This is a genomic window from Mycobacterium triplex (genome assembly GCF_000689255.1).
GTDB lineage: Bacteria > Actinomycetota > Actinomycetes > Mycobacteriales > Mycobacteriaceae > Mycobacterium > Mycobacterium triplex.
This window is the reverse complement of sequence record NZ_HG964446.1, coordinates 2283781-2308082: the sequence shown is the minus strand read 5'-3', so window position 1 is coordinate 2308082 and position 24302 is coordinate 2283781. Positions and strand designations below refer to the sequence as shown.

The following is a 24302-nucleotide window of genomic DNA, read 5'->3' as shown; positions in this document are numbered from 1 at the left end:
ATCGGGTGGTCGCCCCGCCCCGATCGCCCACTGCGCGCATTCGCGCCGGTCGGGTCCGGGTCGTCCCGGGACGGTTTGAATCTTTGCCGGTGAAATGGTGCGCAGGTGCCAGAACACGGCAAACCGCAGACCCCGTCAGCAGGTGAGATTCATCTCACTCCGCTTACCAATCGTCACCTCTGCCCCACCAGCCACACCCTGGATACCCTGGCTGAGCTGCAGTAACGTGGACGGCTGGCACTATAGTAGACGCACGCAAAATAGGGCGAGACCGGACCTCCCCAAAATCTGTGGATTTCGCCATTCCCCTCACTTCCCCATGAAAGATTGCTTACCTTGCTTAAAGAGACGGATGGTCGGGGTGGACGATCGTCGTGCCGAGGCCGTCCAGCTCCTACGCGCCGACGTTTCGGCCAGCAGCTGCCGTGTCACCGGGGGCGCCCCGTGAGGGGGCCGCGAGCGCTGCTGAACGGAGCGGCATGCAGGGTGCGTGTAGATAGCACCCGCAGCGACATGGAAGGTGAAGCGACTCCGGTGACCGACTCGTCCATCCCTGCTTTGCTGCACGAGCGGGCCGAGCGACAGCTCGATGCGGCGGCAGTCACGTTCATCCGGCCTGTGCGATGCGGCTCGCTCGGCGGGCGTGTGGCGGCATGACGTCCAGCATCCGGCGCGAAGCAGACCTTCGTCACTGGCTGGTCGACTATTTGGTGACGAATATCGGCCGCACACCGGACGAGGTCGACCCCGAACTGTCACTTGCCGACCACGGCGTCAGCTCTCGCGAGGTAGTCGTGCTTTCCGGTGAACTCTCGGAGTTGCTGGGCCGGAAGGTGTCCCCGATCGACTTCTGGGAGCACCCGACGATCAATGCGCTGGCCGCGCACCTGACCGCGCCCGTACCCGACGCCGACGCGGACGCCGCCCAAAAGCGCCCGGCGCCCAATTCGCTCGACGAACCGATCGCCGTGATCGGGATGGGATGCCGCTTCCCCGGTGACATCTCGGGACCCGAAGCCTTGTGGCAGTTCCTCTGCGATCGCGGTTGCACGATCTCCGAGGTGCCGCCCGAACGCTGGCAGCCGTTCGACAACGGCTCACCCGAGGTGGCGGCGGCGCTGGCCCGCACCACCCGGTGGGGGTCGTTCCTGCCCGACATCGACGCTTTCGATGCCGAATTCTTCGAGATCACCCCGCACGAAGCGAACAAGATGGACCCACAGCAGCGGCTGCTGCTGGAGGTCGCCTGGGAGGCTTTGGAGCATGCCGGCATCTCCCCGAGTTCGCTGAGCCGCACGCAGACCGGGGTGTTCGCGGGGGCATGCTCGAGCGAATACGGTGCCATCACGCTGGGCGATCTGCCCCGGGTCGACGCGTGGAACAACACCGGCGGCGCGATGAGCATCATCGCCAACCGGCTCTCGTACTTCCTCGACCTGCGCGGCCCGTCGGTATCCGTCGACACCGCATGCTCGTCGTCGCTGGTGGCCATCCACCTGGCCTGCCAAAGCCTGCGCACTCAGGATTCCCACCTGGCGATCGCGGCCGGGGTCAACGTGTTGTTGTCCCCCACAGTGTTTCGCGGTTTCGACCAGGCCGGCGCGCTGTCGCCGACCGGCAGGTGCCGGGCGTTCGACGCCGCGGCGGACGGGTTCGTGCGCGGCGAAGGCGCCGGGGTGGTCGTGCTCAAGCGGCTGACGGACGCGCAACGCGACGGCGACCGGGTGCTTGCGGTGATCTGCGGCTCGGCCGTCAATCAGGACGGGCGCTCCAACGGGCTGATGGCTCCCAACCCCGCGGCCCAGATGGCGGTGTTGCGCGCCGCCTACACCAATGCCGGGATGCAGCCGAACGAAGTCGACTATGTCGAAACTCACGGCACCGGAACACTATTGGGAGATCCGATCGAAGCGCGCGCGCTGGGCACGGTGCTGGGTCGCGGACGGTCGGAAGACTCCCCCCTGCTGATCGGCGCGGTGAAGACGAACATCGGCCACACCGAGGCGGCGGCCGGGATCGCCGGCTTCATCAAGGCCGTCATGGCGCTGCAGCACGGCCGGATTCCGCCGAACCAGCGCTTCGAGAGCCCCAACCCGCATATCCCGTTCACCGATCTGCGCATGAAGGTCGTTGACACACAGATGGATTGGCCCCAGACGGACCATCCGCGCCGGGCCGGGGTGTCGTCGTTCGGGTTCGGCGGTACCAACGCGCACGTCGTACTCGAGCAGGGTCAGGAGGTGGCGCCGGCACCGGCGCGCAGCTCCGAACCGAGCATCTCGACCTTGGTGGTTGCCGGTAAGACACCGCGACGGGTGGCCGCGACGGCGTCGGCGCTGGCCGAGTGGATGGACGGCGCCGGGGCCGATGTGGCCCTGGCCGATGTGGCTCACACGCTCAACCATCACCGGGCCCGGCAGTCCAAGTTCGGCACCGTGGTTGCCCGCGACCGCGCCCAAGCGGTGGCCGGGCTGCGCGCTCTGGCCGCGGGCCGGCCCGCACCCGGCGTGGTGGGTCCGCAGGAAAGCGACGAAGCGCGACCGGGCACGGTGTTCGTGTATTCGGGCCGCGGATCGCAGTGGGCCGGAATGGGTCGCCAATTGCTGGCCGACGAGCCCGCGTTCGCCGCGGCGGTCGCGGAGTTGGAGCCGGTGTTCGTCGAGCAGGCCGGATTCTCGCTGCACGACGTGCTGGCGGGCGGCAAGGAACTGGTCGGCATCGAGCAGATCCAGCTCGGCCTGATCGCCATGCAGTTGACGCTGACCGCGCTGTGGCGCTCCCACGGCGTGGAACCCGACGCGGTGATCGGTCACTCGATGGGCGAGGTGGCCGCCGCGGTGGTGGCCGGAGCGCTGACGCCCGCCGAGGGGCTGCGGGTGACCGCGACCCGCTCGCGGCTGATGGCCCCGTTGTCGGGACAGGGCGGGATGGCTCTGCTCGGCCTCGACGCGGCCGCCACCGAGGCGTTGATCCTCGAGTACCCGCAGGTGACGCTCGGGATCTACAACTCGCCCAGCCAGACCGTGATTTCCGGCCCGACCGATCAGATCGACAAGTTGATCGCCCGGCTGCGCGGGCAGAACCGCTTCGCCAGCCGGGTCAATATCGAAGTGGCGCCGCACAATCCAGCGATGGATGCGCTGCAGCCGGCGATGCGCGCGGAGCTGGCCGACCTGGCTCCGCAGACTCCGACGATTCCGATCATCTCCACCACCTACGCAGATTTCGACACCCGTCCGGCCTTCGACGCCGAGCACTGGGCCACCAACATGCGCAACCCGGTGCGCTTCCAGCAGGCCATCGCTCATGCCGGCAGCCCGGCCGGCGGGCCCTACCACACCTTCATCGAAATCAGCGGGCACCCGCTGCTGACCCAGGCGATCAGCGAGACCTTGCACAGCGCCCAGCACGGAAGCAGGTACGTCAGCGTCGGGAGCTTGCAACGCAACACCGACGACACGATCAGCTTCCGCACCAGCCTGAACACCGTGCGCAGCACCCATCCGCCTCAGACACCGCACCCGCCCGAGCCGCATGTTCAGATCCCCACCACGCCGTGGCACCACACCCGGCACTGGATCGACGCCGCACCCGTCGCCTGGCAATCGCCGGAATCATTGCACCGCAATGGATCTGCACTGCCCGGTGCGGCGGGCAACCGGCTCGACGACTACTCGTATCAGGTGTCGTGGCGGGCCATCGCGTTGGCCGCCCCCGAGCTCGCGGCCTCCGCCGATCGCGGACGCTGGCTGGTGATCGGCGATGCGGACCTCGCGACCCAGCTGGCCGCGGAAACGGTGGCCGCCGACGCCGACCCGGTGGAATTGGCGGAGGCGCTGGGCGAAGTCGACCACGTGTTGTACGCGCCGCCGGTCGCCGACGATTCGTTCGACGTCGGACTGGCCTATGGGCTGTTCGACCAGGTGCGCCGGCTCGTCGCGGTGCTGGCCGCCGGCGACTCCTCGGAGAAGCTGGTCCTGGTCACCCGTAACGCCCAACCCGTCTTCGACGGCGATCGCGCCAATCCCACGCACGGAGTGCTCTGGGGTCTCGGCCGCACCGTCGCCCTGGAGCACCCCGAAATTTGGGGTGGCATCCTCGATTTCGACGCGTCGGTGCCGGCGGCGGTGGTGGCCCGGCGGCTGCTCGAGGAAGTCGGCAGCACCGACGGCGAGGACCAGGTCGTCTACCGGCGCGGCGCGCGCCACGTGGCCCGGCTGCAACGGCGAACGCTGCCAACCGAATCGCCGGTCACCCTGGACGCCGACGCCGCCCAGCTGGTGATCGGGGCTACCGGGAACATCGGTCCGCACCTGATCCGCCAGCTCGCCCGGATGGGCGCCAAAACCATCGTCGCGGTGTCCCGCAATCCGGGCCTGCGCCTGCAAGCGCTGACGGAAACCCTTGCCGCGGAGGGCACGAACCTCGTCACGGTGGCCGCCGACGCCACCGACGAAGCCGCGATGAGCGCACTGTTCGACCGTTTCGACAGCGACCTGCCGCCGTTGCAGGGCATCTACCTGGCGGCGTTTGCCGGCCAGCCCGTGTTGCTCAGCGAGATGACCGACGACGACGTGCGGGCGATGTTCGCACCCAAACTCGACGCCGCCGCGCTGCTGCATCGGCTGTCGTTGACGACGACCTCGTTGCGCCACTTCGTCTTGTTCTCCTCGATCTCCGGGCTGACCGGTTCCCGCTGGCTCGGCCACTACGCCGCCACCAGTGGGTATCTCGACGCGCTGGCGTACGGCCGCCATGTCATGGGACTGCCGGCGACCACCGTCAACTGGGGGCTGTGGAAGTCGTTGGCCGACACCGACGAGGCCAGTCAGGTCAGTGTCGGCTCCGGATTGCTGCCGATGGACGACGAGGTTGCGATCGGCGCGCTGCCGTACCTGATGAGCCCCAGCGCTGGCGTGCATTCCGTTGTGGTGGAAGCGGATTGGCCGCTGCTGGCGGACGCCTACCGGGCCCGTGGCGCGCTGCGCATGGTCGACGACCTGCTGCCGGCGCCGGGCGATACCGGTGAAACCGAGTTCCGCATTTCGTTGCGCGCCTGCGCTCCGGAGCGCCGCCACACCATGCTGTTCGACCGGGTCGGCAAGCTGGCCGCCACGGCGATGGGGCTGCCGCCGACCGAGGCTCTGGACCCGTCGACCGGGTTCTTCCAACTCGGGATGGACTCGCTGATGAGCGCGATGCTGCGCCGCGCGCTGTCCGACGATCTCGGTGAGCCGCTGCCGGTCTCCGTGGTCTTCGATTACCCGACCGTCCACAGCCTGACCGACTATCTGGCCAGCGCGCTACCCGAGCTCGAAACGGCGGGCGAAGCCGTCGCCGACGCCTACGACGAGCTGGACGAGGACGAGTTGCTGGCAGAACTTTCCGAAAGGCTACGAGGCTCTCGATGACCGCCGCCACGCCGGACCGCCGGGCGATCATCACCGAAGCGCTGCACAAAATCGATGATCTGACCGCGCGGCTGGAAATCGCCGAACAGGCGAGCACCGAACCGATTGCCGTCGTCGGCATGGGCTGCCGGTTGCCCGGCGGAATCGAGAACCCCGACCAGTTCTGGGACTTGTTGTGCGAGGGGCGAAGTGGCATCGTCGGTGTTCCACCGGAACGGTGGGACGCCGATGCCCTCTTCACCGAGGACCACACCGTCCCCGGCACCATCTGCAACCGCGAGGGCGGTTTCCTGTCCACCTGGCAGCCGGACGAATTCGACGCGGAGTTCTTCGCCATCCCGCCGCGCGAGGCGGCCGCGATGGACCCGCAGCAGCGGCTGTTCATCGAAGTGGCGTGGGAAGCGTTGGAAAACGCCGGGATTCCGCCGCACACGCTGCAGGGCACCCAGACCGGGGTGTTCGTCGGGGTCACCGCCTACGACTACATGCTGAAGATGTCGGGCGCGGTGCGACCCGACGAGCTGGACGCCTACCTGTTGACCGGGAATTCGGCGAACTTCGCCGCGGGGCGCACCGCCTACCTGCTCGGCGCCCGCGGTCCCGCGGTCGTGCTGGACACCGCGTGCTCCTCGTCGCTGGTGACCATTCATCTGGCCTGCCAAAGCCTGCGCTGGCGGGAGAGCGATACCGCGCTGGTCGGTGGGACCAACCTGCTGCTGAGCCCGGTGGCCAGCATCGCCTGCTCGCGGTGGGGGATGCTGTCGCCGGAAGGTCAGTGCAAGACCTTCGACGCCGGCGCCAACGGCTATGTGCGCAGCGAAGGCGCCGGGGTGGTGGTGCTCAAGCGGTTGTCCGACGCGCAGCGGGACGGCAACCGGATTCTGGCCGTGATCCGCGGGTCGGCGGTCAACCAGGACGGCGCCAGCAGCGGGGTGACGGTGCCCAACGGCCCGGCACAGCAGGCGTTGCTTCGCCAGGCGCTGCAGGTGGCCAAGCTGACGCCGGCCGACATCGACTACATCGAGGCACACGGAACCGGCACCCCGCTGGGCGACCCGATCGAACTCGACTCGCTGAGCACGGTTTTCGGCGATCGAGCGGGTCGCTCGCCGCTGGTGCTCGGAGCCGTGAAGACCAACCTCGGCCACCTGGAAGCGGCGGCCGGGATCGCCGGGTTCATGAAGACCGTGCTGGCGGTCGGGCATGGCCGCATCCCGAAGAACCTGAACTTCACCGAGCTAACTCCCCTTGCCGGCCAAGGTGCTTCGCAGCTGAAGATCGCGACCGAAAACATGGAATGGCCGTCGACCGGGCAGCCGCGCCGGGCCGGGGTGTCGTCGTTCGGGGTGAGCGGGACGAACGCGCATGTGGTGATCGAGCAGGCGCCGTCTTCGGCACCCGAGCCGCAGCCGGGCCCGCAGCCGGCGGTGTCGACGCTGGTGGTGTCCGGCAAGTCGGCGCAGCGGGTGGCGGCGACGGCGTCGGTGCTCGCCGACTGGATGGACGGCCCGGGTGCGTCGGTGCCGCTGGCCGACGTGGCGCACACCCTCAACCATCACCGGGCCCGGCATCCGAAGTTCGCCACGGTGGCCGCCGTGGACCGCGACCAGGCGGTGGCGGGATTGCGCGCGTTGGCCGCCGGCCAGACCGCCCCCGGTCTGATCGGCTGTTCGGACACCCCGGTCGGACCGGGCACCGTATTCGTCTACTCCGGCCGCGGATCGCAGTGGGCCGGGATGGGGCGCCGGCTGCTGGCCGACGAGCCCGCATTCGCCGCGGCTCTGGCCGACCTGGAGCCGGTTTTCGTTGAACAGGCCGGCTTTTCGCTGCACGACGTGATCGCCGGCGGCACCGAACTGGTCGGGATCGAGCGGATCCAGCTCGGCCTGATCGGGATGCAGCTGGCGCTGACCGCGTTGTGGCGCTCCTACGGGATCACGCCGGATCTGGTGATCGGCCACTCGATGGGAGAAGTGGCCGCCGCGGTGGTCTGCGGCGCGCTGACGCCCGCCGAGGGGCTGCGGGTGACCGCGACCCGGTCGCGGCTGATGGCCCCGTTGTCGGGTCAGGGCACCATGGCCATGCTCGAACTCGACGCCGCCGCCACCGAGCAGCTGATCGCGGACTATCCGCAAGTCACCCTGGGGATCTATGCCTCACCCCGCCAGACGGTCATCTCGGGACCCACCGGGCAGATCGAGGAGTTGATCGCGCAGGTGCGCGCGCGGGGCCAGTTCGCCAGCAAGGTCAACATCGAAGTGGCACCGCACAATCCGGCCATGGACGCGCTGCAGCCGGCGATGCGTGCCGAGCTGGCCGGTCTGCGCCCACGGACGCCGACCATTCCGATCATCTCGACCACCTACGAAAACCTGGATCGCCCAACCACATTCGATGCCGAGCACTGGGCCACCAACATGCGCAACCCGGTGCGCTTCCAGCAGGCGATCAGCGCCGCCGGCGCCGCGCATCACACCTTCATCGAGATCAGCGGGCATCCCTTGCTGACCCACGCCATCACCGAAACGCTCGCCGCGGCAGGCGGTGACGGGTATCGGAGCATCGGCACCCTGCAGCGCGATGCGCACGACACGCTGACCTTCCACACCAACCTCAACGCGGCCCACACCGCCCGCCCGCCGGAGACCCCGCACACCTGCGGACGCCAGACCGTACTGCCGACCACCCCCTGGCAGCACGGCCGGCACTGGATCTCCCCCGGCGCCACCGCGCATCACGCGCCGAATACCCACCCGCTGCTGGGCTTTGGCGTCACCGACCCCACCAACGGCACTCGGGTGTGGGAGTGCGAGCTGCGCCCCGACCTGTTGTGGCTCGGCGATCACGTGATCGACGAGCTGTGCGTGCTGCCGGGTGCCGCCTACGCCGACGTCGCGCTGGCGGCCGCGAGCGATGCGTTCACCGGGTCGGATTCCGCCGACCGGCCGTGGATGATCCGGGAGCTGCGCCTGCATCAGATGCTGCAGGTGACCGGCGACACGGTGCTTGTCACGACGCTGACCGGCAACGAGCAGACGTGCCAGATCGAAATGCGCACCCACAGCGCATCGTCAGGATGGGTCAAGCACGCCAGCGCTACCGTTGCGCGCGAGACCGACAGCCCGCCGGCCGGTGCCGGCATCGACGCGAATGATGTTGCGGCCGAGATCAACCCCGACGAGCTGTACGCGCGGCTGCGCGCCGCCGGGCAACAGCACGGACCGGCGTTCCGCGGGATCACCGGGCTGGCCGTGGCATCGTCGGGTGCCGCTCGCGCGCAGGTGCGGCTCCCCTCCTCGGCCAGGGCCGGATCCCGCAACTTCGTGCTGCACCCGGTGATGATGGATATCGCGGTGCAGGTACTCGGCGCCACCCGGGCCGCGACGGAGCTGGCCGGAGGACAGAACGCCCGGCAAACCCTGGTGCTGCCAATCCGTTTCGCGGGTGTCCACGTCTACGGCGACATCGCCGACGGCGTGTGTTCGACCGGCTCACTGGCCGCCACCGACAGTCCGGATCGGTTGCTCGGCCACGTCGAGCTGACCGACGCCGACGGCCGGCCGCTGCTGGTGATCGACGAAGTCGAGATGGCGGTGCTCGGGTCGGCAAGCGGTGCCGCGCACGATCATCTGCTCGCCTTGGAGTGGGAGCCCGCGCCACTGGACAAGGCGGCCGCCGATCTCGGCGGATTGCTGCTGATCGGCGCGGCCGACGCGAACGATCCGCTGCTCCCCGCGCTGCAGTCCGCGCTGAGCGACAGCGTCGCCGAAGTCGACGTGGTCTCCCCCACCGACGCCGCGACGCTGCGCGCGGCGATCACCCGAAACTCCTGGGACGGCATCGTCGTGCTGTGCCCGCCGCACGCCGCCGACGAATCGCGGCCCGAGGCGGCTCAACTGGACCTGGCGCTGGCCCGCACGCTGCTGATCGCGGACATCGCCAAGACCGTGACGCGGATGGGCGCCCGCAACAGCCCGCGGCTCTGGATCGTGACCCGCGGCGCCCAGCAAGTCGACGCGGGCGAGGCAATCACGTTGGCACAGACGCAACTTCGCGGCATCGCGCGGGTACTGACCTTCGAGCACCCCGAGCTGAAGACCACGATCGTCGACGTCGAGGGCGACGGCGCCGGCTCGGTCGCCGCGCTGACGAGTGAGTTGCTCGCCGGCTCCGACGCCGACGAGGTCGCGTTGCGCGACGGGCATCGCTACCTGAACAGGCTGCTGCCGGCCGCCACCACGGCCAAGGGTGAGCTGGTCGGCGAGACCCGCCGCACGAAAGTGAACCTGGACACCGGCGGCGCGGTACGGCTGCAGATCGACGAGCCCGGACGCCTGGACGCGCTGAGATTGCATGCGGTGCAACGGATTGCGCCGAAGGCCGACGAGGTAGAGGTCCGCATCGCCGCGGCCGGCCTCAACTTCAGTGACGTGCTCAAGGCGATGGGTATCTACCCCACCCTCGACGGCGCCCCGCCCATCGTCGGCGGCGAGTGCGCCGGCGTGGTCACCGCCGTCGGCAGCAATGTCGACTCCGTCGCAGTCGGGCAGCGCGTGATCGCCATCGGCCCGGGCACGTTCGGTTCGCACCTGACGACGTTGGCCGATCTGTGCACCCCGATCCCGGACACGCTGCCGGATCCCGAGGCGGCGGCGTTCGGCATCGCGTATCTGACGGCCTGGCATTCGCTGGTCGAGGTCGGGCGGCTGGCCCCCGGCGAACGGGTGCTGATCCATTCCGCCACCGGCGGTGTGGGTGTGGCGGCGATGGCGATCGCGAAGATGATCGGCGCCCGGATCTACACCACGGCCGGTTCGGATGCCAAACGCGAGACGCTCGCCGGGCTCGGCGTCGAGTACGTCGGCAATTCGCGCACCGTGGATTTCGCCGACGAGATCCTGGAGCTCACCGACGGCTACGGCGTGGACGTCATCCTCAATTCGCTTCCCGACGAAGCGATTCAGCGCGGGGTGCAGATCCTGGCACCCGGCGGCCGATTCATCGAACTGGGCAAGAAGGACGTCTACGCCAATGCCACCCTAGGCTTGGCCGCACTGACCAAGAGCGCCTCCTTCTCCGTCGTCGACCTCGACCTGAATCTCAAGCTGCAGCCGGCGCGGTACCGCGCGATGCTCACCGAAATCCTGCGGCACGTCGCGGACGGCACCCTGCAAGTGCTTCCCGTCACCACGTTCACCCTCGAGAACGCGGCCGACGCGTTCGCGCTGATGGCATCCGGACGCCACACCGGCAAGATCGCCGTCACGATCCCGAGCACCGGCAGCATCGACGCGATCGCCGCTACCCCGCAACCGTTGGTCCGCAAGGACGGCGGCTACATCATCGTGGGTGGCATGGGGGGTCTCGGCTTCGTCGTGGCGCGGTGGCTGGCGACCCAGGGCGCGGGATTGGTTGTGCTGAACGGGCGTTCGGCGCCCGGCGATGACGTCACCGCGGCGATAGCGGAAATGAGCGCCGCCGGAACCCGGGTCGAGATCGTCACCGGCGACATCGCCGAACCCGGCATCGCCGACCGGCTGGTGCAGGCGGTCCACGATGCCGGCTTCCGGGTGGCCGGAGTCCTGCACAGCGCCATGGTTCTCGACGACGAGATCGTGCTGAACATCTCGGATGCGGCCGCGCGGCGGGTGTTCACCCCGAAGGTCACCGGCAGCTGGCGGCTGCACCAGGCCACCGCCGGACTGGACGTCGATTGGTGGCTCACCTTCTCCTCGGCGTCCTCCCTGCTGGGTACGCCCGGGCAGGGCGCCTACGCCGCCGCCAACTCGTGGGTCGACGGGCTGGTCGCCTATCGGCGCTCGCGCGGCTTGCCCGCGGTCGGAATCAACTGGGGCCCATGGGCCGAGGTGGGCCGCGCCCAGTTCTTCGCCGATCTCGGCGTCTCGCTGATCACGGTCGACGAGGGGTTGGACGCCATGCAGCGGCTGCTGTCGGCCGATCGCGCCCGCACCGGCGTCATCCACCTCGATGCCCGGCAGTGGTTCCAATCCTTCCCCGCCGCGGGTGGTTCGTCGCTGTTCGCGAAGCTGCACGACGCGACGAAGCTGGAGCGCCGCGGCGGCGGCGCGATCCGCGCCGAGTTGGATGCCAGCGACCCCGCCGAGCGTCCGGATCGGCTGGCGGCCGCGATCGCCGATCAGATCCGTGCGGTGCTGCGCTCGACCGAGCCGATCGCTCACGACCGGCCGATGGAATCGCTCGGCCTGGACTCGCTGATGGCCCTCGAGCTGCGCAACCGGCTGGAGGCCAGCCTGGGCACCACGTTGCCGGCCGCCCTAGTCTGGGCCTACCCGACGATCCACGATCTGGCCGGTGCCATGTGCGAACGCCTGGGCTATGACACGGTGGCCGCCGCCGAACCGGCGGTCGAGGCCGAAACAGAGCTCTCCGATGAGGAAATGGACTTGTTGGCCGACCTCGTTGCGGCCAGCGAGCTCGAAACAGCCACGGGGGGCGGCGAGTAATGACGAGTCTTGCCGAACGCGCGGCACAGATGTCACCCAAGGCGCGCGAGGTGCTCGCGCGTGAGCTGGTCCGCGCGGGCACGGCATTTCCCACCGATGTCGCCGAGCCGATAGCGGTCGTCGGGATCGGTTGCCGGTTGCCCGGGAAGGTGGCTGGGCCCGAGGACTTTTGGCAGCTACTCGTCGACGGCCGCGACGCCGTCGGCGAGGTTCCGGCCGACCGGTGGGACGGGGACGCCTTCTACGATCCCGATCCGCAGGCGCCGGGGCGGATGACGACGAAGTGGGGCGGCTTCCTCGACGACGTCGCCGGATTCGACGCGGACTTCTTCGGTATCACCCCCCGCGAAGCCGTCGCGATGGACCCGCAGCAGCGCATCCTGCTCGAGGTCGCCTGGGAAGCCCTCGAACACGCCGGGCTGCCGCCGGATTCGTTGAGCGGCAGCCGAACCGCCGCGATCATGGGCGTGTCGGCGTGGGATTACACAATCCTCAACCTCGAGCGCAACACCGAGATCGACGCCTACATGAGCACCGGCAACCCGCACAGTGCCGCGGTGGGTCGCATCTCGTACCTGTTGGGGCTGCGCGGTCCGGCCGTGGCCGTCGACACCGCGTGCTCGTCGTCGCTGGTGGCCATCCACCTGGCGTGCCAGAACCTGCGGCTGCGGGAAAGCGACGTCGCACTCGCCGGCGGGGTGCACCTGTCGCTGTCGCCGTTCACCAGCATCGCGTTGTCCAAGTGGTCGGCCCTGTCGCCGACCGGGCGGTGCAAGACCTTCGACGCGCTGGCCGACGGGTTCGTGCGCGGCGAGGGCTGCGGCGTGGTGGTGCTCAAGCGGCTGGCCGACGCCGTGCGCGACGGCGACCGGGTGCTCGGCGTGGTCCGCGGTTCGGCGATCAACTCCGACGGCCGGTCCAACGGCATGACCGCGCCGAACGCGGCCGCGCAGCGCGACGTGATCAACGCCGCGCTACGGATGGCCGACGTGACGGCGGACAGCGTGAATTACGTCGAAACGCACGGCACCGGAACAATTTTGGGCGATCCGATCGAGTTCGAGGCGCTGGCGGCCACGTACGGCGGCGGCGATGGCCGCTGCGCGCTGGGCTCGGTCAAGACCAACATCGGGCATCTGGAGGCCTCGGCCGGCGTCACCGGATTCATCAAGGCGATCCTTGCGGTGAATCGCGGTTACATTCCGCGCAACCTGCACTTCAACCGGTGGAACCCGGCTATCGACCCGTCCGGGACGCGGCTGTTCGTGCCGACCGAACCCACGGCGTGGCCCACCGGCGGCGTCCGCCGGGCCGCGGTGTCGTCGTTCGGGCTGAGCGGAACGAACGCGCACGTGGTGGTCGAGCAGCCGCCCGCGCCCGCGGCGCCACCCTCGATCGAGCCGGCGGTGTCCACGTTGCTCGTGTCGGGCAAGTCACCGCAACGGCTGGCGGCGACGGCCGCGGCACTGGCCGACTGGATCGCCGGACCGGGTGCCGCGATACCACTCGCCGACGTCGCGCACACCGTGAATCATCGCCGGGCCAGGCACAATTGGGTGGGCGCCGTCGTCGCGCGCGACCACGCCGCCACGGTGGCGGGACTGCGGGCATTGGCCTCCGGCACGCCGGCCCCGGGTGTGGTGGCCGGCGCCGAGTCCGGGCCCGGATCCGGCACGGTCTTCGTCTACTCCGGTCAGGGCGCGCAGTGGGCCGGCATGGGCCGTCGGCTGTTGGCCGACGAACCCGCTTTCGCCACGGCCGTTGCCGACCTGGAGCCCGAATTCGTTGCACAGACCGGCTTTTCGCTGCGGCAGACGCTAGCCGAGGGCAGCCCGGTCACCGGCATCGACAAGATCCAGCCGCTGCTGGTGGCCATCCAGCTGGCGCTGACCGCGCTGTGGCGCCACTACGGCGTCGAACCGGACGCGGTGATCGGGCACTCGATGGGTGAGGTGTCGGCGGCGGTGGTGTCCGGTGCGCTGACCCCCGCGGAGGGGTTACGGGTGATCGCCACCCGCTCAAAGCTGATGGCGCAGTTGTCCGGCCGGGGCGCGATGGCCCTGCTCGAACTCGACGCGGCGGGCGTCGAAGCGCTGATCGCCGAGTACCCGGACGTCACGCTGGCCGTGCACGCCGCACCGGGCCAGTCGGTGATCGCGGGCCCGCCCGACCAGGTGGACGCGGTCGTCGCGGCGGTGGGTGCCCGTAACCTGCTGGCCCGGCGCATCGAGGTCGACGTGGCCTCCCATCACCCGATCATCGATCCGATATTGCCGCAATTGCGTTCGGCGCTGGCCGATTTGGCGCCCAAGCCGCCGACCATTCCGATGATCATCACCACGATGGAGGGTCCGGCACCGCTGCTGGACGCCGACTACTGGGCGGCCAACCTGCGCAACCCGGTGCGTTTCCACCAGGCCGTCAGCACCGCGGCCGCCGACCATCACACCTTCATCGAGATCAGTCCGCACCCGCTGCTGACTCATTCGATCAACGACACCCTGGGCGAGGCCAACGCCCACACTCTCGGCACCCTGCAACGCGACACCGACGACACCGTTGCCTTCCATGCGCAGCTCGCGGCGGTGGGCAACGCCGCGGCCACCGACGGCCGGCTGGCCGACATTCCGGTAGCACCCTGGGAACACACCCACTACTGGATCGACGACCGCTCGGCGGTGTCGAACTCCGTTGCCACCCACCCGCTGCTCGGCGTGCACATCGAGGTTCCGTCCAGCCGCGACCACGTCTGGCAAGCCGATGTCGGCACCGCCGTGTCCCCCTGGCTCGCCGACCACAAGGTGTTCGGGCAGGCGGTCATGCCCGGTGCCGGGTTCACCGAAATCGCCTTGGCCGCGGCAAGTGAGGCGTTGGGCGTGCCGGCCCGGGCGGTGTCGCTCAACCAGGTCGAGGTCGAGCAGATGCTCACCCTCAACGACCACACCCAGTTGACCACCCGGTTGATGCGCGGCGCCGACGACAAGATCCGGATCGAAATCTATTCCCGCTCAGCGGGTAACGACTGGACCCGGCACGCCACGGCCAGGGCAGAGGTACGCACGCCGGAGGCCTCCCCCGAACCGCCCGCACCCGGCGGCGGCGAAACGGCGATCAATCCGGCGCAGGTGTACGCCGCACTACGCGCGGCCGGCCAGTTCCACGGTCCCGCGTTCGCCGCCTTGACCGCGATCCACCGACTGCCCGGCGGCGCCGTCGAAACCGAGATCGTTCTTCCCGACGAGTCGCCGTGGCATCCCGACTTCCGGCTGCACCCGGTCATGCTCGACGCGGCGCTGCAGAGTTTGGCCGCCGCGATACCCGACGACGAACTCGCCGGCTCGGCCGAAGCCAGCTATCTGCCGGTGTCGTTCGAGTCGGTGCGGGTGTACGGCGACCCCGGCCGGCGGGCCCGGTGCCGGGCCCAGCTGTCCGGGCTGGACGAAGGCGGCGCGGGAAAGCTCGGCAGAATCGTGCTCACCGACGACACCGGGACCGTCACGGCGGAGATCAACGACATCTACGTGCGCCGCGTGGAACGGCGCAGCGTGCCACTTCCCTTGTCCCAGAAGATCTTCGACACCGCCTGGGTGCCCCGCCCGGTCGGCGCCGGGCCGTCGGACACCCCGGGCAGTTGGCTGGTGCTCACCGATGGGAACAGCGCCGAGGCCGACCGGTTCGTCGCCGGATGGCGCTCACCGGCACACCGGGTGGTCACCGCCGACCTGCACGACGAGTCCGCCGTGCTCGCCGCGTTCGCCGACTCCGCGGCCGATCCCGACCGCCCGCCCGTCGGTGTGGTCGTGTTCGTCGCACCCAACCCGAACGTGAGCGCCGCCGGCATCGCCCAGGCGCGGGAAGCGGTCTGGTCGGTTTCGACCGTCGTGCGCACGATCATCGGCGGCTGGCATGGCCAACCCCCGCGGCTGTGGCTGGTGTCGTGCGGCGGCCTGCCCGTCGGTGACGAAGCCGGCCAGCCGGGGATCGGCGCACTGAAAGGTCTTGTGCGCGTGCTGGCCTACGAGCACCCGGAATTGCGCAGCACGCTGGTCGATCTCGACGTCGGCCACGATCCGGTCGGCGCGCTGAACGCCGAGCTCGAATCCGTGGCGGACGGCTCGATCGAGGACATGATCGCCTGGCGGGGCGGGCAGCGTTACGTCGAGCGGCTGTCCCGTGCGACCCTCGGCGAACCCACCCGCGCCGACGTGGTCCGCTCCGGTGCGTCGTACATCATCACCGGCGGCCTGGGCGGTCTCGGCTTGGTGTTCGCCCGCTGGCTGGCGGACAGTGGCGCGGGCCGCATCGTCCTGGGCGGCCGCAGCGAGCCCTCCGAAGAACAACGCGCGGTGCTGGCCGAACTCGAGCGCAAGACCGAGATCTTGGTGGTGTCAGGCGATCTCGCGGTCGACGGGGTGGCCGAGAAGTTGGTGGCGGCCGCCGGCGAGTCGAGTCTGCGCGGCATCCTGCACGCGGCCGCGGTGCTCGACGACAGCCTGGTGTTCTCGATGACCAAGGACAGCGTGCAGCGCGTCTGGGCACCGAAGGTCATCGGCGCCCTGCGGATGCATGAAGCCAGCGCCGGATGCGAATTGGACTGGTGGCTCGGGTTTTCCTCCACCTCGTCGCTGCTGGGCGGTCCGGGCCAGGCCTCGTACGCCTGCGCCAGCGCCTGGCTGGACGCCCTGATCGATTGGCGCCGGGCAGCCGGTCTGCCTGCGGCGGTGATCAATTGGGGACCGTGGGCCGAGGTCGGGCTGGCCCGCTCGTTGACCGGTGGGCCGCTGGATCCCATTACCCCCGCCGAGGGCGTCGCGGCGCTGGAGCCCTTGCTGGCCGCCGGTCGCTGCCACACCGGCGTCGCCCGGCTGCGGCCCGACCGGGCCCTGATCGCCTTCCCCGAGATTCGCAACCTCGGCTACTTCACCAGCGTGGTCGACGAACTCGAGGCCGCCGGTGACGGCGGCAACTGGGCCGGACCCGAGGCGCTGGCCGGTCTCGATCCCGACCAGGCGCGAGCGGCGATTGCCGAAAGGCTGCACGCACGCATCGCGGCGGTGATGGGCTACGCGGAACCCTCGGCCGTCGACGCGGACCTGCCACTGGTCGAGCTGGGCATGGATTCCCTTATGGCGGTGCGTATCCGCAACTCCGCGCGAGCGGATTTCGGTGCCGAGCCGCCGGTGGCATTGCTGCTACAGGGCGCGACGCTCAACGATCTCACGGCCGAGCTGCTGCGTCAGCTCGGGCTAACCGGTGACGCGCAAGCACACCAGCAGCAGGGTGCCGTCCGCGACCGGGCACAGCAGCGCGCGGCGGCGCGCCAACAAGCCGCACAGCGGCGGAAGCGAGGACGCTAGCAATGAGCACGACCCCAGAGGCTTTGCCGGACAACGCCATCGCGGTGGTCGGCATGGCCGGTAGGTTCCCGGGCGCCAACAACATCTCGGATTTCTGGGACAACCTGCGGCGCGGTGAAGAGTCGATCACCACGCTGTCCGAGGACGACCTGCGGGCCGCCGGCGTCGGCGACGAGGTGCTGGCCAATCCCGGCTACGTGCGGCGCGCGCCGCTGATCGACGGGTTCGACGAGTTCGACGCCGAGTTCTTCGGGTTCCCACCGCAGCTCGCCCGCAAGCTGGATCCGCAGCACCGATTGTTCCTGCAGTGCGCGTGGCACGCGTTCGAGGACGCCGGCTGCGACCCCGCCCGGTTCGACGGCTCGATCGGCGTCTACGGCACCAGCTCCCCCAGCGGCTATCTGATGCACAACCTGTCGTCGCACCATGGCGGCGGCGCCTTCATGGCTACGGGCCTGGACTTCGAGCAATTCAACCTGTTCCTGCAGAACGACAAGGACTTTCTGGCAACCCGGGTTTCGCATCAATTCGACCTGCGCGGGCCGAGCATCTCGGTCCAGACCGCGTGTTCGTCGTCGCTGGTCGCGATTCATCTGGCCTGCCAGAGCCTGCTGTCCGGCGAATGCGACATGGCACTGGCCGGCGGATCGTCGCTGGCCATCCCGCATCGGGTCGGCTACTGGAACTCGCCGGGCGCGATGGTGTCGGCGGCCGGTCACTGCCGGCCCTTCGACGTGCGAGCCGACGGCACGGTGTTCGGCAGCGGCGTCGGGATCGTCGTGCTCAAGCCGTTGCAGGCGGCCCTCGACGCCGGGGACCGGATTCACGCCGTGATCCGCGGGTCGGCGATCAACAACGACGGATCCATGAAGATGGGTTACGCGGCCCCGAATCCGGCCGCGCAGGCCGATGTGATCGCCGAAGCGCACGCGGTGTCCGGCATCGACGCCGCGACGGTGAGTTACGTCGAGACGCACGGAACCGGCACGGCGCTGGGCGATCCGATCGAAGTCCAGGGCCTCAAAGCCGCGTTCGCCGTGTCCGACACACCACGACCCGGTCCGTGTGTCATCGGGTCGGTCAAGTCGAACATCGGCCACCTCGAGGTGGCAGCCGGCGTGGTGAGCCTGATCAAGGCGATTCTGTGCCTGAAGCACCGGGCGATTCCCGCGACGCTGCACTTCACCAGTCCCAACCCGGAACTGCATCTCGACGAGACTCCGTTCGTTGTGCAAAGCGAATACGGCGCCTGGGAATCCGACGGCGTGCGCAGGGCCGGTGTCAGTTCGTTCGGCGTGGGCGGCACCAACGTGCACGTCGTGCTGGAAGAGGCGCCGCCGGTCGAAGCGGTCGCCAAGCCCGACCGTCCGCAGGTGCTGCTGCTGTCCGCCCGAACGCCGGCGGCGCTTGACCAAGCGCGTGCCGCCCTGGCCGCGACGCTGGCCGGCCCGGACGGGCCCGACCTGCCGGATGCCGCTTTCACGCTCTCCGGTCGCCGCAAGCATGGCATCGCGATGGCGGCCGTGGTTCACGACCGCGAGCACGCCGCGAAGGTACTGCAGGCGTCCGAACACGACAATGTCTTCGTCGGGGAATCCGTGACGCACGGGGATGCCGACGAATCATCGTACGCCCGAGTCGTTTTCATGTTTCCCGGACAGGGCGCCCAGCACGTCGGCATGGCCCGGGGACTCTACGACAGCGAGCCCGTTTTCGCCGAGCACTTCGACACCTGCGTCGCGGGATTCAACGACGCGATGGGCATCGATCTGCGTGCCGAGATATTCGGGGATGCCACAACGGATCTGGAACGAATCGACCGTTCCCAGCCCGCGTTGTTCACGGTGGAATACGCCCTGGCGAAGTTGGTCGACACGTACGGCGTGCGCGCCGGCGCGTACATCGGGTACAGCACCGGCGAGTACATCGCGGCCACGCTGGCCGGAGTGTTCGACCTCGAGACGGCGATCAAGACGGTGGCCCTGCGCGCCCGTCTGATGCATGAGTCCCCGCCGGGCTCGATGGTCGCGGTGGCTCTGGGTCCCGACGACATCGCCCAGTACCTCACCCCCGGGGTCGACCTGTCCGCGGTCAACGATCCCGGCAACTGCGTCGTCGCCGGGCCCAACGACCAGATTCGCGCGTTCACCCAGCGCCTTCGCCAAAACGGGATCAACGCTCGACGGGTCCGCGCGACCCACGCATTCCATTCCAGTGCAATGGATCCCATGGCGGCGCAGTTCGGCGAATTCCTCTCCGGCGTCGAACTTCGCCGCCCGAACACGCCGCTGCTGAGCAACCTGACCGGAACCTGGATGACCGACGAGCAGGCCACCGACCCGGCCGGGTGGGCGCGCCAGATCAGCGCGACGATCAGGTTCGCCGACGAGTTGGACGCGCTACTGACCGAACCGGACCGGGTCCTGGTCGAAATGGGCCCGGGCGGCAGCCTGACCGGGTCGGCGATCCGCCACCCCAAGTGGTCGAGCCGGCACCGCGCCGTGCGGCTGATGCGCCACCCCGTGCAAAACACCGATGACCGGGACGCGTTCCTGCTCGGCCTCGGCCAGTTGTGGGCGGCCGACGTGGCCGTGGACTGGTCGCCGCTCACCGGATCGGTGCGCAGCATCGTCAGCCTGCCCGGTTATCCCTTTGCGCGCGAACGGCATTGGGTCGACCCCAAACCCGTCGCGTGGACGGACGCACCGGCGGAGATCGACGGTTCGGCCACCAACGGCGCCGCCGTTGCGGCCGCGCCGGTCAACGGTCAATCGGCCACCGAGGCGACACTGCACCGCATCTGGATGCAGTGCCTGGGCGTCACCTCACTGGACCGGAACGCGAATTTCTTTGATCTCGGCGGAGATTCGCTGATCGCGATCGGCATCTCGACGAGTGCCAACAACTCCGGGTTGGTGGTCACCCCGCAGCATCTTTACGAACACCCGACCCTGGCCAGCCTGGCCGCGGCGCTGGACGCCGAGTTCACCGGGGCCGGGCTGACGACACCACCGGACGCCGACGCGTACGCACCGGTGCCCGGCAACATCGCCGGCTTCCTCGAACACGGTGTGCAGCAGCCCGGTCGCTGGCGGGTACCGCTGATCTTCTCACTCGCCCCCAGCGTCACGATCGAGGACGTCCGCGCGGTGCTCACCGCGCTGGCCAACCACCACGACGCGTTGCGGCTCGAGCTGGTCGAACGGGCGGGCACCTGGGAGCAACACATCGCCGCGACAGGGGAATTCGCCCACCTGGCGTCGCGAACGCTGCCCGACGACGTGGCGGACGAACGCGCCGCGGTACTGGACATGGTGGCCGAACTGGTGGCCCAGGACGACCTGACCGCGCTGTTCACCGCGACCCATATCGCCGGCGGCGCGGCCGGTTCCTACCTGGTTTTGTCCGCCCACGAGATGATCGCGGACATCACCTCTCGCGAGATCCTGCTCACCGATCTGTTCACCGCCTTGTCCCAGCACCTCGCCGGTGAACAGATCGTGCTGCCCCCGACCGCGGCCGGGTGGCGCGACTGGTCGCTGCGGACCGGCGCCCTGGCGACACACCCGGCGGTGGTGGACACCCGCGACTTCTGGCTGCAGACCTTGCGCACGGCGACGCTGCGAATGGGCGATCCCGACGTCACCGACCGGCCGCGTGCCGAGGACCTGCTGCGGCTGCCGTCGACGCTGAACGTCGCCCAGACGGCCGAAGTCGACGATGCCCGCCGCAGGCTCGGGGTGTCGATCGACGAAGTCCTGCTGGCGGCGTTGAGCCGAACGATCGCCCAAACGGTCGACGAAGGCGTGGTTTCGGTCGACCTGGAAGGCGTGGGACGTTCGGTGCTGCGGCCGGACGTCGATCTGCGCAGAACCATCGGCCGGTTCACCACGATCTTTCCGGCAGCGCTGCGCTGCACGAAGGCCGGGGACGCGACCGAGCTGCTGTCCGGCGTGCGCGACACCCTGAAATCCGTGCCCCATTTCGGGGTCGGATACGGACTGCTCCGTTACGTCTATGCGCCCACCGCGCGGACGCTGGATGCCGCGGGCGCCTCGGATATCCACCTGCGCTACATCGGCACCGTCCCGGAGCCGCCGCCGCTGGACGCGCCGGTCCAGTTCGATTCCGACGCGGCGCTGCCGGTGCGCGACCCGATTCCGGGGCTGGGCCACGCGATCGAACTTCGGGTGTACCGGCATTCGGGCGCGATGCATCTCGATTGGTGGTACGACGCGCGCCGCGTTCCGCTGCAGCGGGCCCAAGCGCTCGTCGACCGCTTCCCGATCGCGTTGCGGGCGCTGATCTCCGAGGCCGTCGACGCCATCCCCGACGCCGCCGATACGGGCTCGCAACCCGTGGAGCTGGCGCTGGTGGACCTGTCGTCGTTCGACTGAGGGGAACTCGATGAGCAACACACAGCGCGACTTCGACAAGGCTGTCGTCGTCGACAAGGTGCGCAAGACCTTCGGCGATTTCGTGGCCTTGCATGAGATCAGCTTCGAAGTCGGCCGCGGTGAGGTGCTCGGCCTGCTGGGGCCCAACGGGGCGGGCAAGACGACGCTGGTGGACATCTTGTCGACCCTGAGCCGCCCGGACGAGGGCCGCGCGCTGGTTGCCGGCTATGACGTGGTGTCCGAGCCGGCCGGCGTGCGCCGGTCGATCATGCTCACCGGACAGCAGGTCGCGATCGACGACACCCTGACCGGCCTGGAAAACCTCTTCATGTTCGGCCGCCTGTACGGGTTGAAAAAGGCGGCCGCGCGCAGCCGCGCCAAGGAGCTCATCGAGGAATTCGATCTGGTCTATGCCGCCGATCGGCGGGTGAAAACCTACTCGGGCGGGATGCGCAGACGGATCGACATCGCCTGCGGCTTGGTGGTCCCGCCGCAGGTGGTCTTCCTGGACGAGCCGACCACCGGCCTGGATCCCCGTAGCAGGCAAGGCATTTGGGACCTGGTCGGCAATTTCAAGGGCCGCGGCATCGCGACACTGCTGACCACGCAGTATCTCGAGGAAGCCGACGCGCTGGCCGATCGGATCATCGTCATCGACCACGGGCGGATCATCGCCGAGGGAACGGCCGACGAGCTCAAGGCACGCACGGGCGGCAGCTACCTCGAGGTCGTTCCGCGGGACCTGCACGATCTGCCGGCGATCGCGCAGATCCTCGGCTCGCTGTTGCCGGAGCACAACCGGGCCGCCCTGACGACCGAATCCGACCGGATCGCGATGCCGGCGCCGGGCGGCGCCGACACGCTTCTCGAGGCCGTGGGGCGGCTCGCCGCCGCGAATATCGCCGTTGCCGACGTGGCGCTGCGGCGCCCGTCGCTGGACGACGTATTCCTGTCGTTGACAAAGGATCCCGCCAAATCGATCGCCGAGGCGATCAGGTGACCGCCGCGGGTTTCGTGGGATCCCAGGCGCGGCCCGACCCCTCAATGGGCGCCCAGTGGTGGGTGCTCACCGCCCGCTTCATCGCACCCACCGTGCGCAATGGTGAACTCGCCATCACGATCGCGGTCTCGGTGGTGTTCACCGCCGGCTTCTACATCCCGTTGCATCAAATCATGGGCAACGTCACCAGGGGTGTGGCCAGCAGCTACGCGCAGTACCTGATGCCGTTGATCGCCTTGGAGGCCATCACATTTGCCGCCATGTCGACGGCGTTTCGGGCGGCGACCGACTCGGTGCAGGGCGTCAACCGCCGGTTCCGGTCCATGCCGATCCCACCGTTCACCCCGGTGGCCGCCCGCATCTCGGCCGCGCTGTACCGATGCGCGGTTTCGTTGACGGTAGCGCTGGTCTGCGGTTACACCATAGGGTTTCGCTTTCGCGGCTCGGCGGTGGACACCGTCGTCTTTTGCGTGCTGGTGCTCGTGTTCGGCGCGGTGCTGTCGTTCGCCGCGGACCTGTTGGGCACCGGATCCCGCAATCCCGAGGCGATGGCACCCATGCTGACGTTGCCGCCGTTGATCTTCGGACTGCTGTCCGTCGGTGTTCAACCGGTCGAGCAGTTCCCGCACTGGGTCCAGCCGTTCGTTCGCAACCAGCCGATCTCTGCGCTGGTCGACAGCTTGCACGCCGCGGCCGGCGATGTCGCACCGTTTCACACGTCGTTGACCTGGTCCGTGCTGGCGCCGACGCTGGCGTGGCTGTGCGGGTTGGCCGCACTGCTGGTCCCGGCATCGGTCGTCGTCTTGTCGAAGCGGGCATGATGACTCTGGTATACGAGGAAACCGTGCGCATCGACACCAAGGCCGGCGTGCACGAGAACTCGCTGCGGGTGCTGGTGCCGCAAACCGTGGTGCAGGCCCGGCGCATTCTCACCAAATGGTCACGCGACATCACCGCGATCATCATGGTCACGGTGTTGCCCGTGCTCTTCTTGATCACCATGAATATTGTTCTGGGCCATGCGGTTACCCAGGTCGCCGGGTACGACGCGCTGTTCAACACCGTTCCGATGAACGTGCTCGCCGCCGCGGTCAACGGTTCGGCGGTCGGTGCCATCGGCCTCATCGTCGAGCGCGACGACGGTCTGCTGCGCCGACTGTGGGTGGTGCCGGTACACCGTGCGTCGGGCGTCTGTTCGCGGATCGTCGCGGAGATGGTCCGGATCATCATCACGACCGGTGTCGTGCTGGCCGCGGGGATGGTGCTGGGCTTCCGCTTCAAACAGGGCATCCTCCCGACCCTGGTGTGGCTGGGCATCCCGGTGCTGTTCGGACTCGCCTTCGCGACCCTGATCACCACGATCGCCTGGTATGCGTCGAAAAACTTCCTCCTCGAGTCGATTACGCTCGTGCATCTGCTCGCGATCCTGTTCTCGACCGGGTTTCTGCCGGTCGACCAATTTCCCAAGTGGATCCAGCCGGTGGTCACGCACCAGCCGATCAGCTGTGCGATCGACACGATGCGCGCACTGGCACTGGGCGGCCCGGTGCGGTCGCCGATGATCGAGACGCTGCTGTGGGCCGCCGGCATCACCGCGGTCTGCATCGCACCAACGCTTTTGGGTTATCGACGGGCCAGCACGCGCAGATAAG

At 69.0% G+C, this 24302-nt stretch carries 7 protein-coding genes; all 7 read left to right on the top strand.

What is annotated here, in order from left to right; all coding sequences use genetic code 11:
* The first annotated feature begins 653 nt into the window (after positions 1-653).
* From BN973_RS32190 to BN973_RS10670, 7 genes are read left to right on the top strand one after another with little or no spacing between them, the layout of a single operon-like run.
* The gene (locus tag BN973_RS32190) at positions 654-5411 is read left to right on the top strand and encodes a type I polyketide synthase (protein ID WP_036467988.1); all 4758 of its coding nucleotides are present in this window, start codon (positions 654-656) and stop codon (positions 5409-5411) included.
* Complete coding sequence (locus BN973_RS10695) at positions 5408-11896, top strand: type I polyketide synthase (RefSeq protein WP_036467986.1); 6489 nt, start codon at positions 5408-5410, stop codon at positions 11894-11896. Before BN973_RS32190 ends, BN973_RS10695 begins: the two co-directional genes overlap by 4 nt.
* Positions 11896-17253, top strand: a complete 5358-nt coding sequence (locus BN973_RS10690) for a type I polyketide synthase (protein WP_036467984.1) — start codon at positions 11896-11898, stop codon at positions 17251-17253. Before BN973_RS10695 ends, BN973_RS10690 begins: the two co-directional genes overlap by 1 nt.
* 2 nt (positions 17254-17255) lie before the next feature.
* Positions 17256-21650, top strand: coding sequence for a type I polyketide synthase (locus BN973_RS10685; RefSeq protein ID WP_036467983.1), 4395 nt, complete (start codon positions 17256-17258; stop codon positions 21648-21650).
* Between the two features lie 10 nt (positions 21651-21660).
* Positions 21661-22650 carry an ATP-binding cassette domain-containing protein gene (locus BN973_RS10680; RefSeq protein WP_036467982.1) on the top strand — a complete coding sequence of 330 codons (990 nt, stop codon included), beginning with the start codon at positions 21661-21663 and terminating at the stop codon, positions 22648-22650.
* Positions 22651-22694: 44 nt separating this feature from the next.
* A complete protein-coding gene (locus BN973_RS10675) occupies positions 22695-23471 on the top strand; it encodes an ABC transporter permease (protein ID WP_139830284.1) in 777 nt (258 codons plus the stop codon).
* On the top strand, positions 23468-24301 hold the full coding sequence (locus BN973_RS10670; protein WP_036467978.1) for an ABC transporter permease: 834 nt from the start codon (positions 23468-23470) through the stop codon (positions 24299-24301). Before BN973_RS10675 ends, BN973_RS10670 begins: the two co-directional genes overlap by 4 nt.
* Position 24302 lies beyond the last annotated feature (1 nt).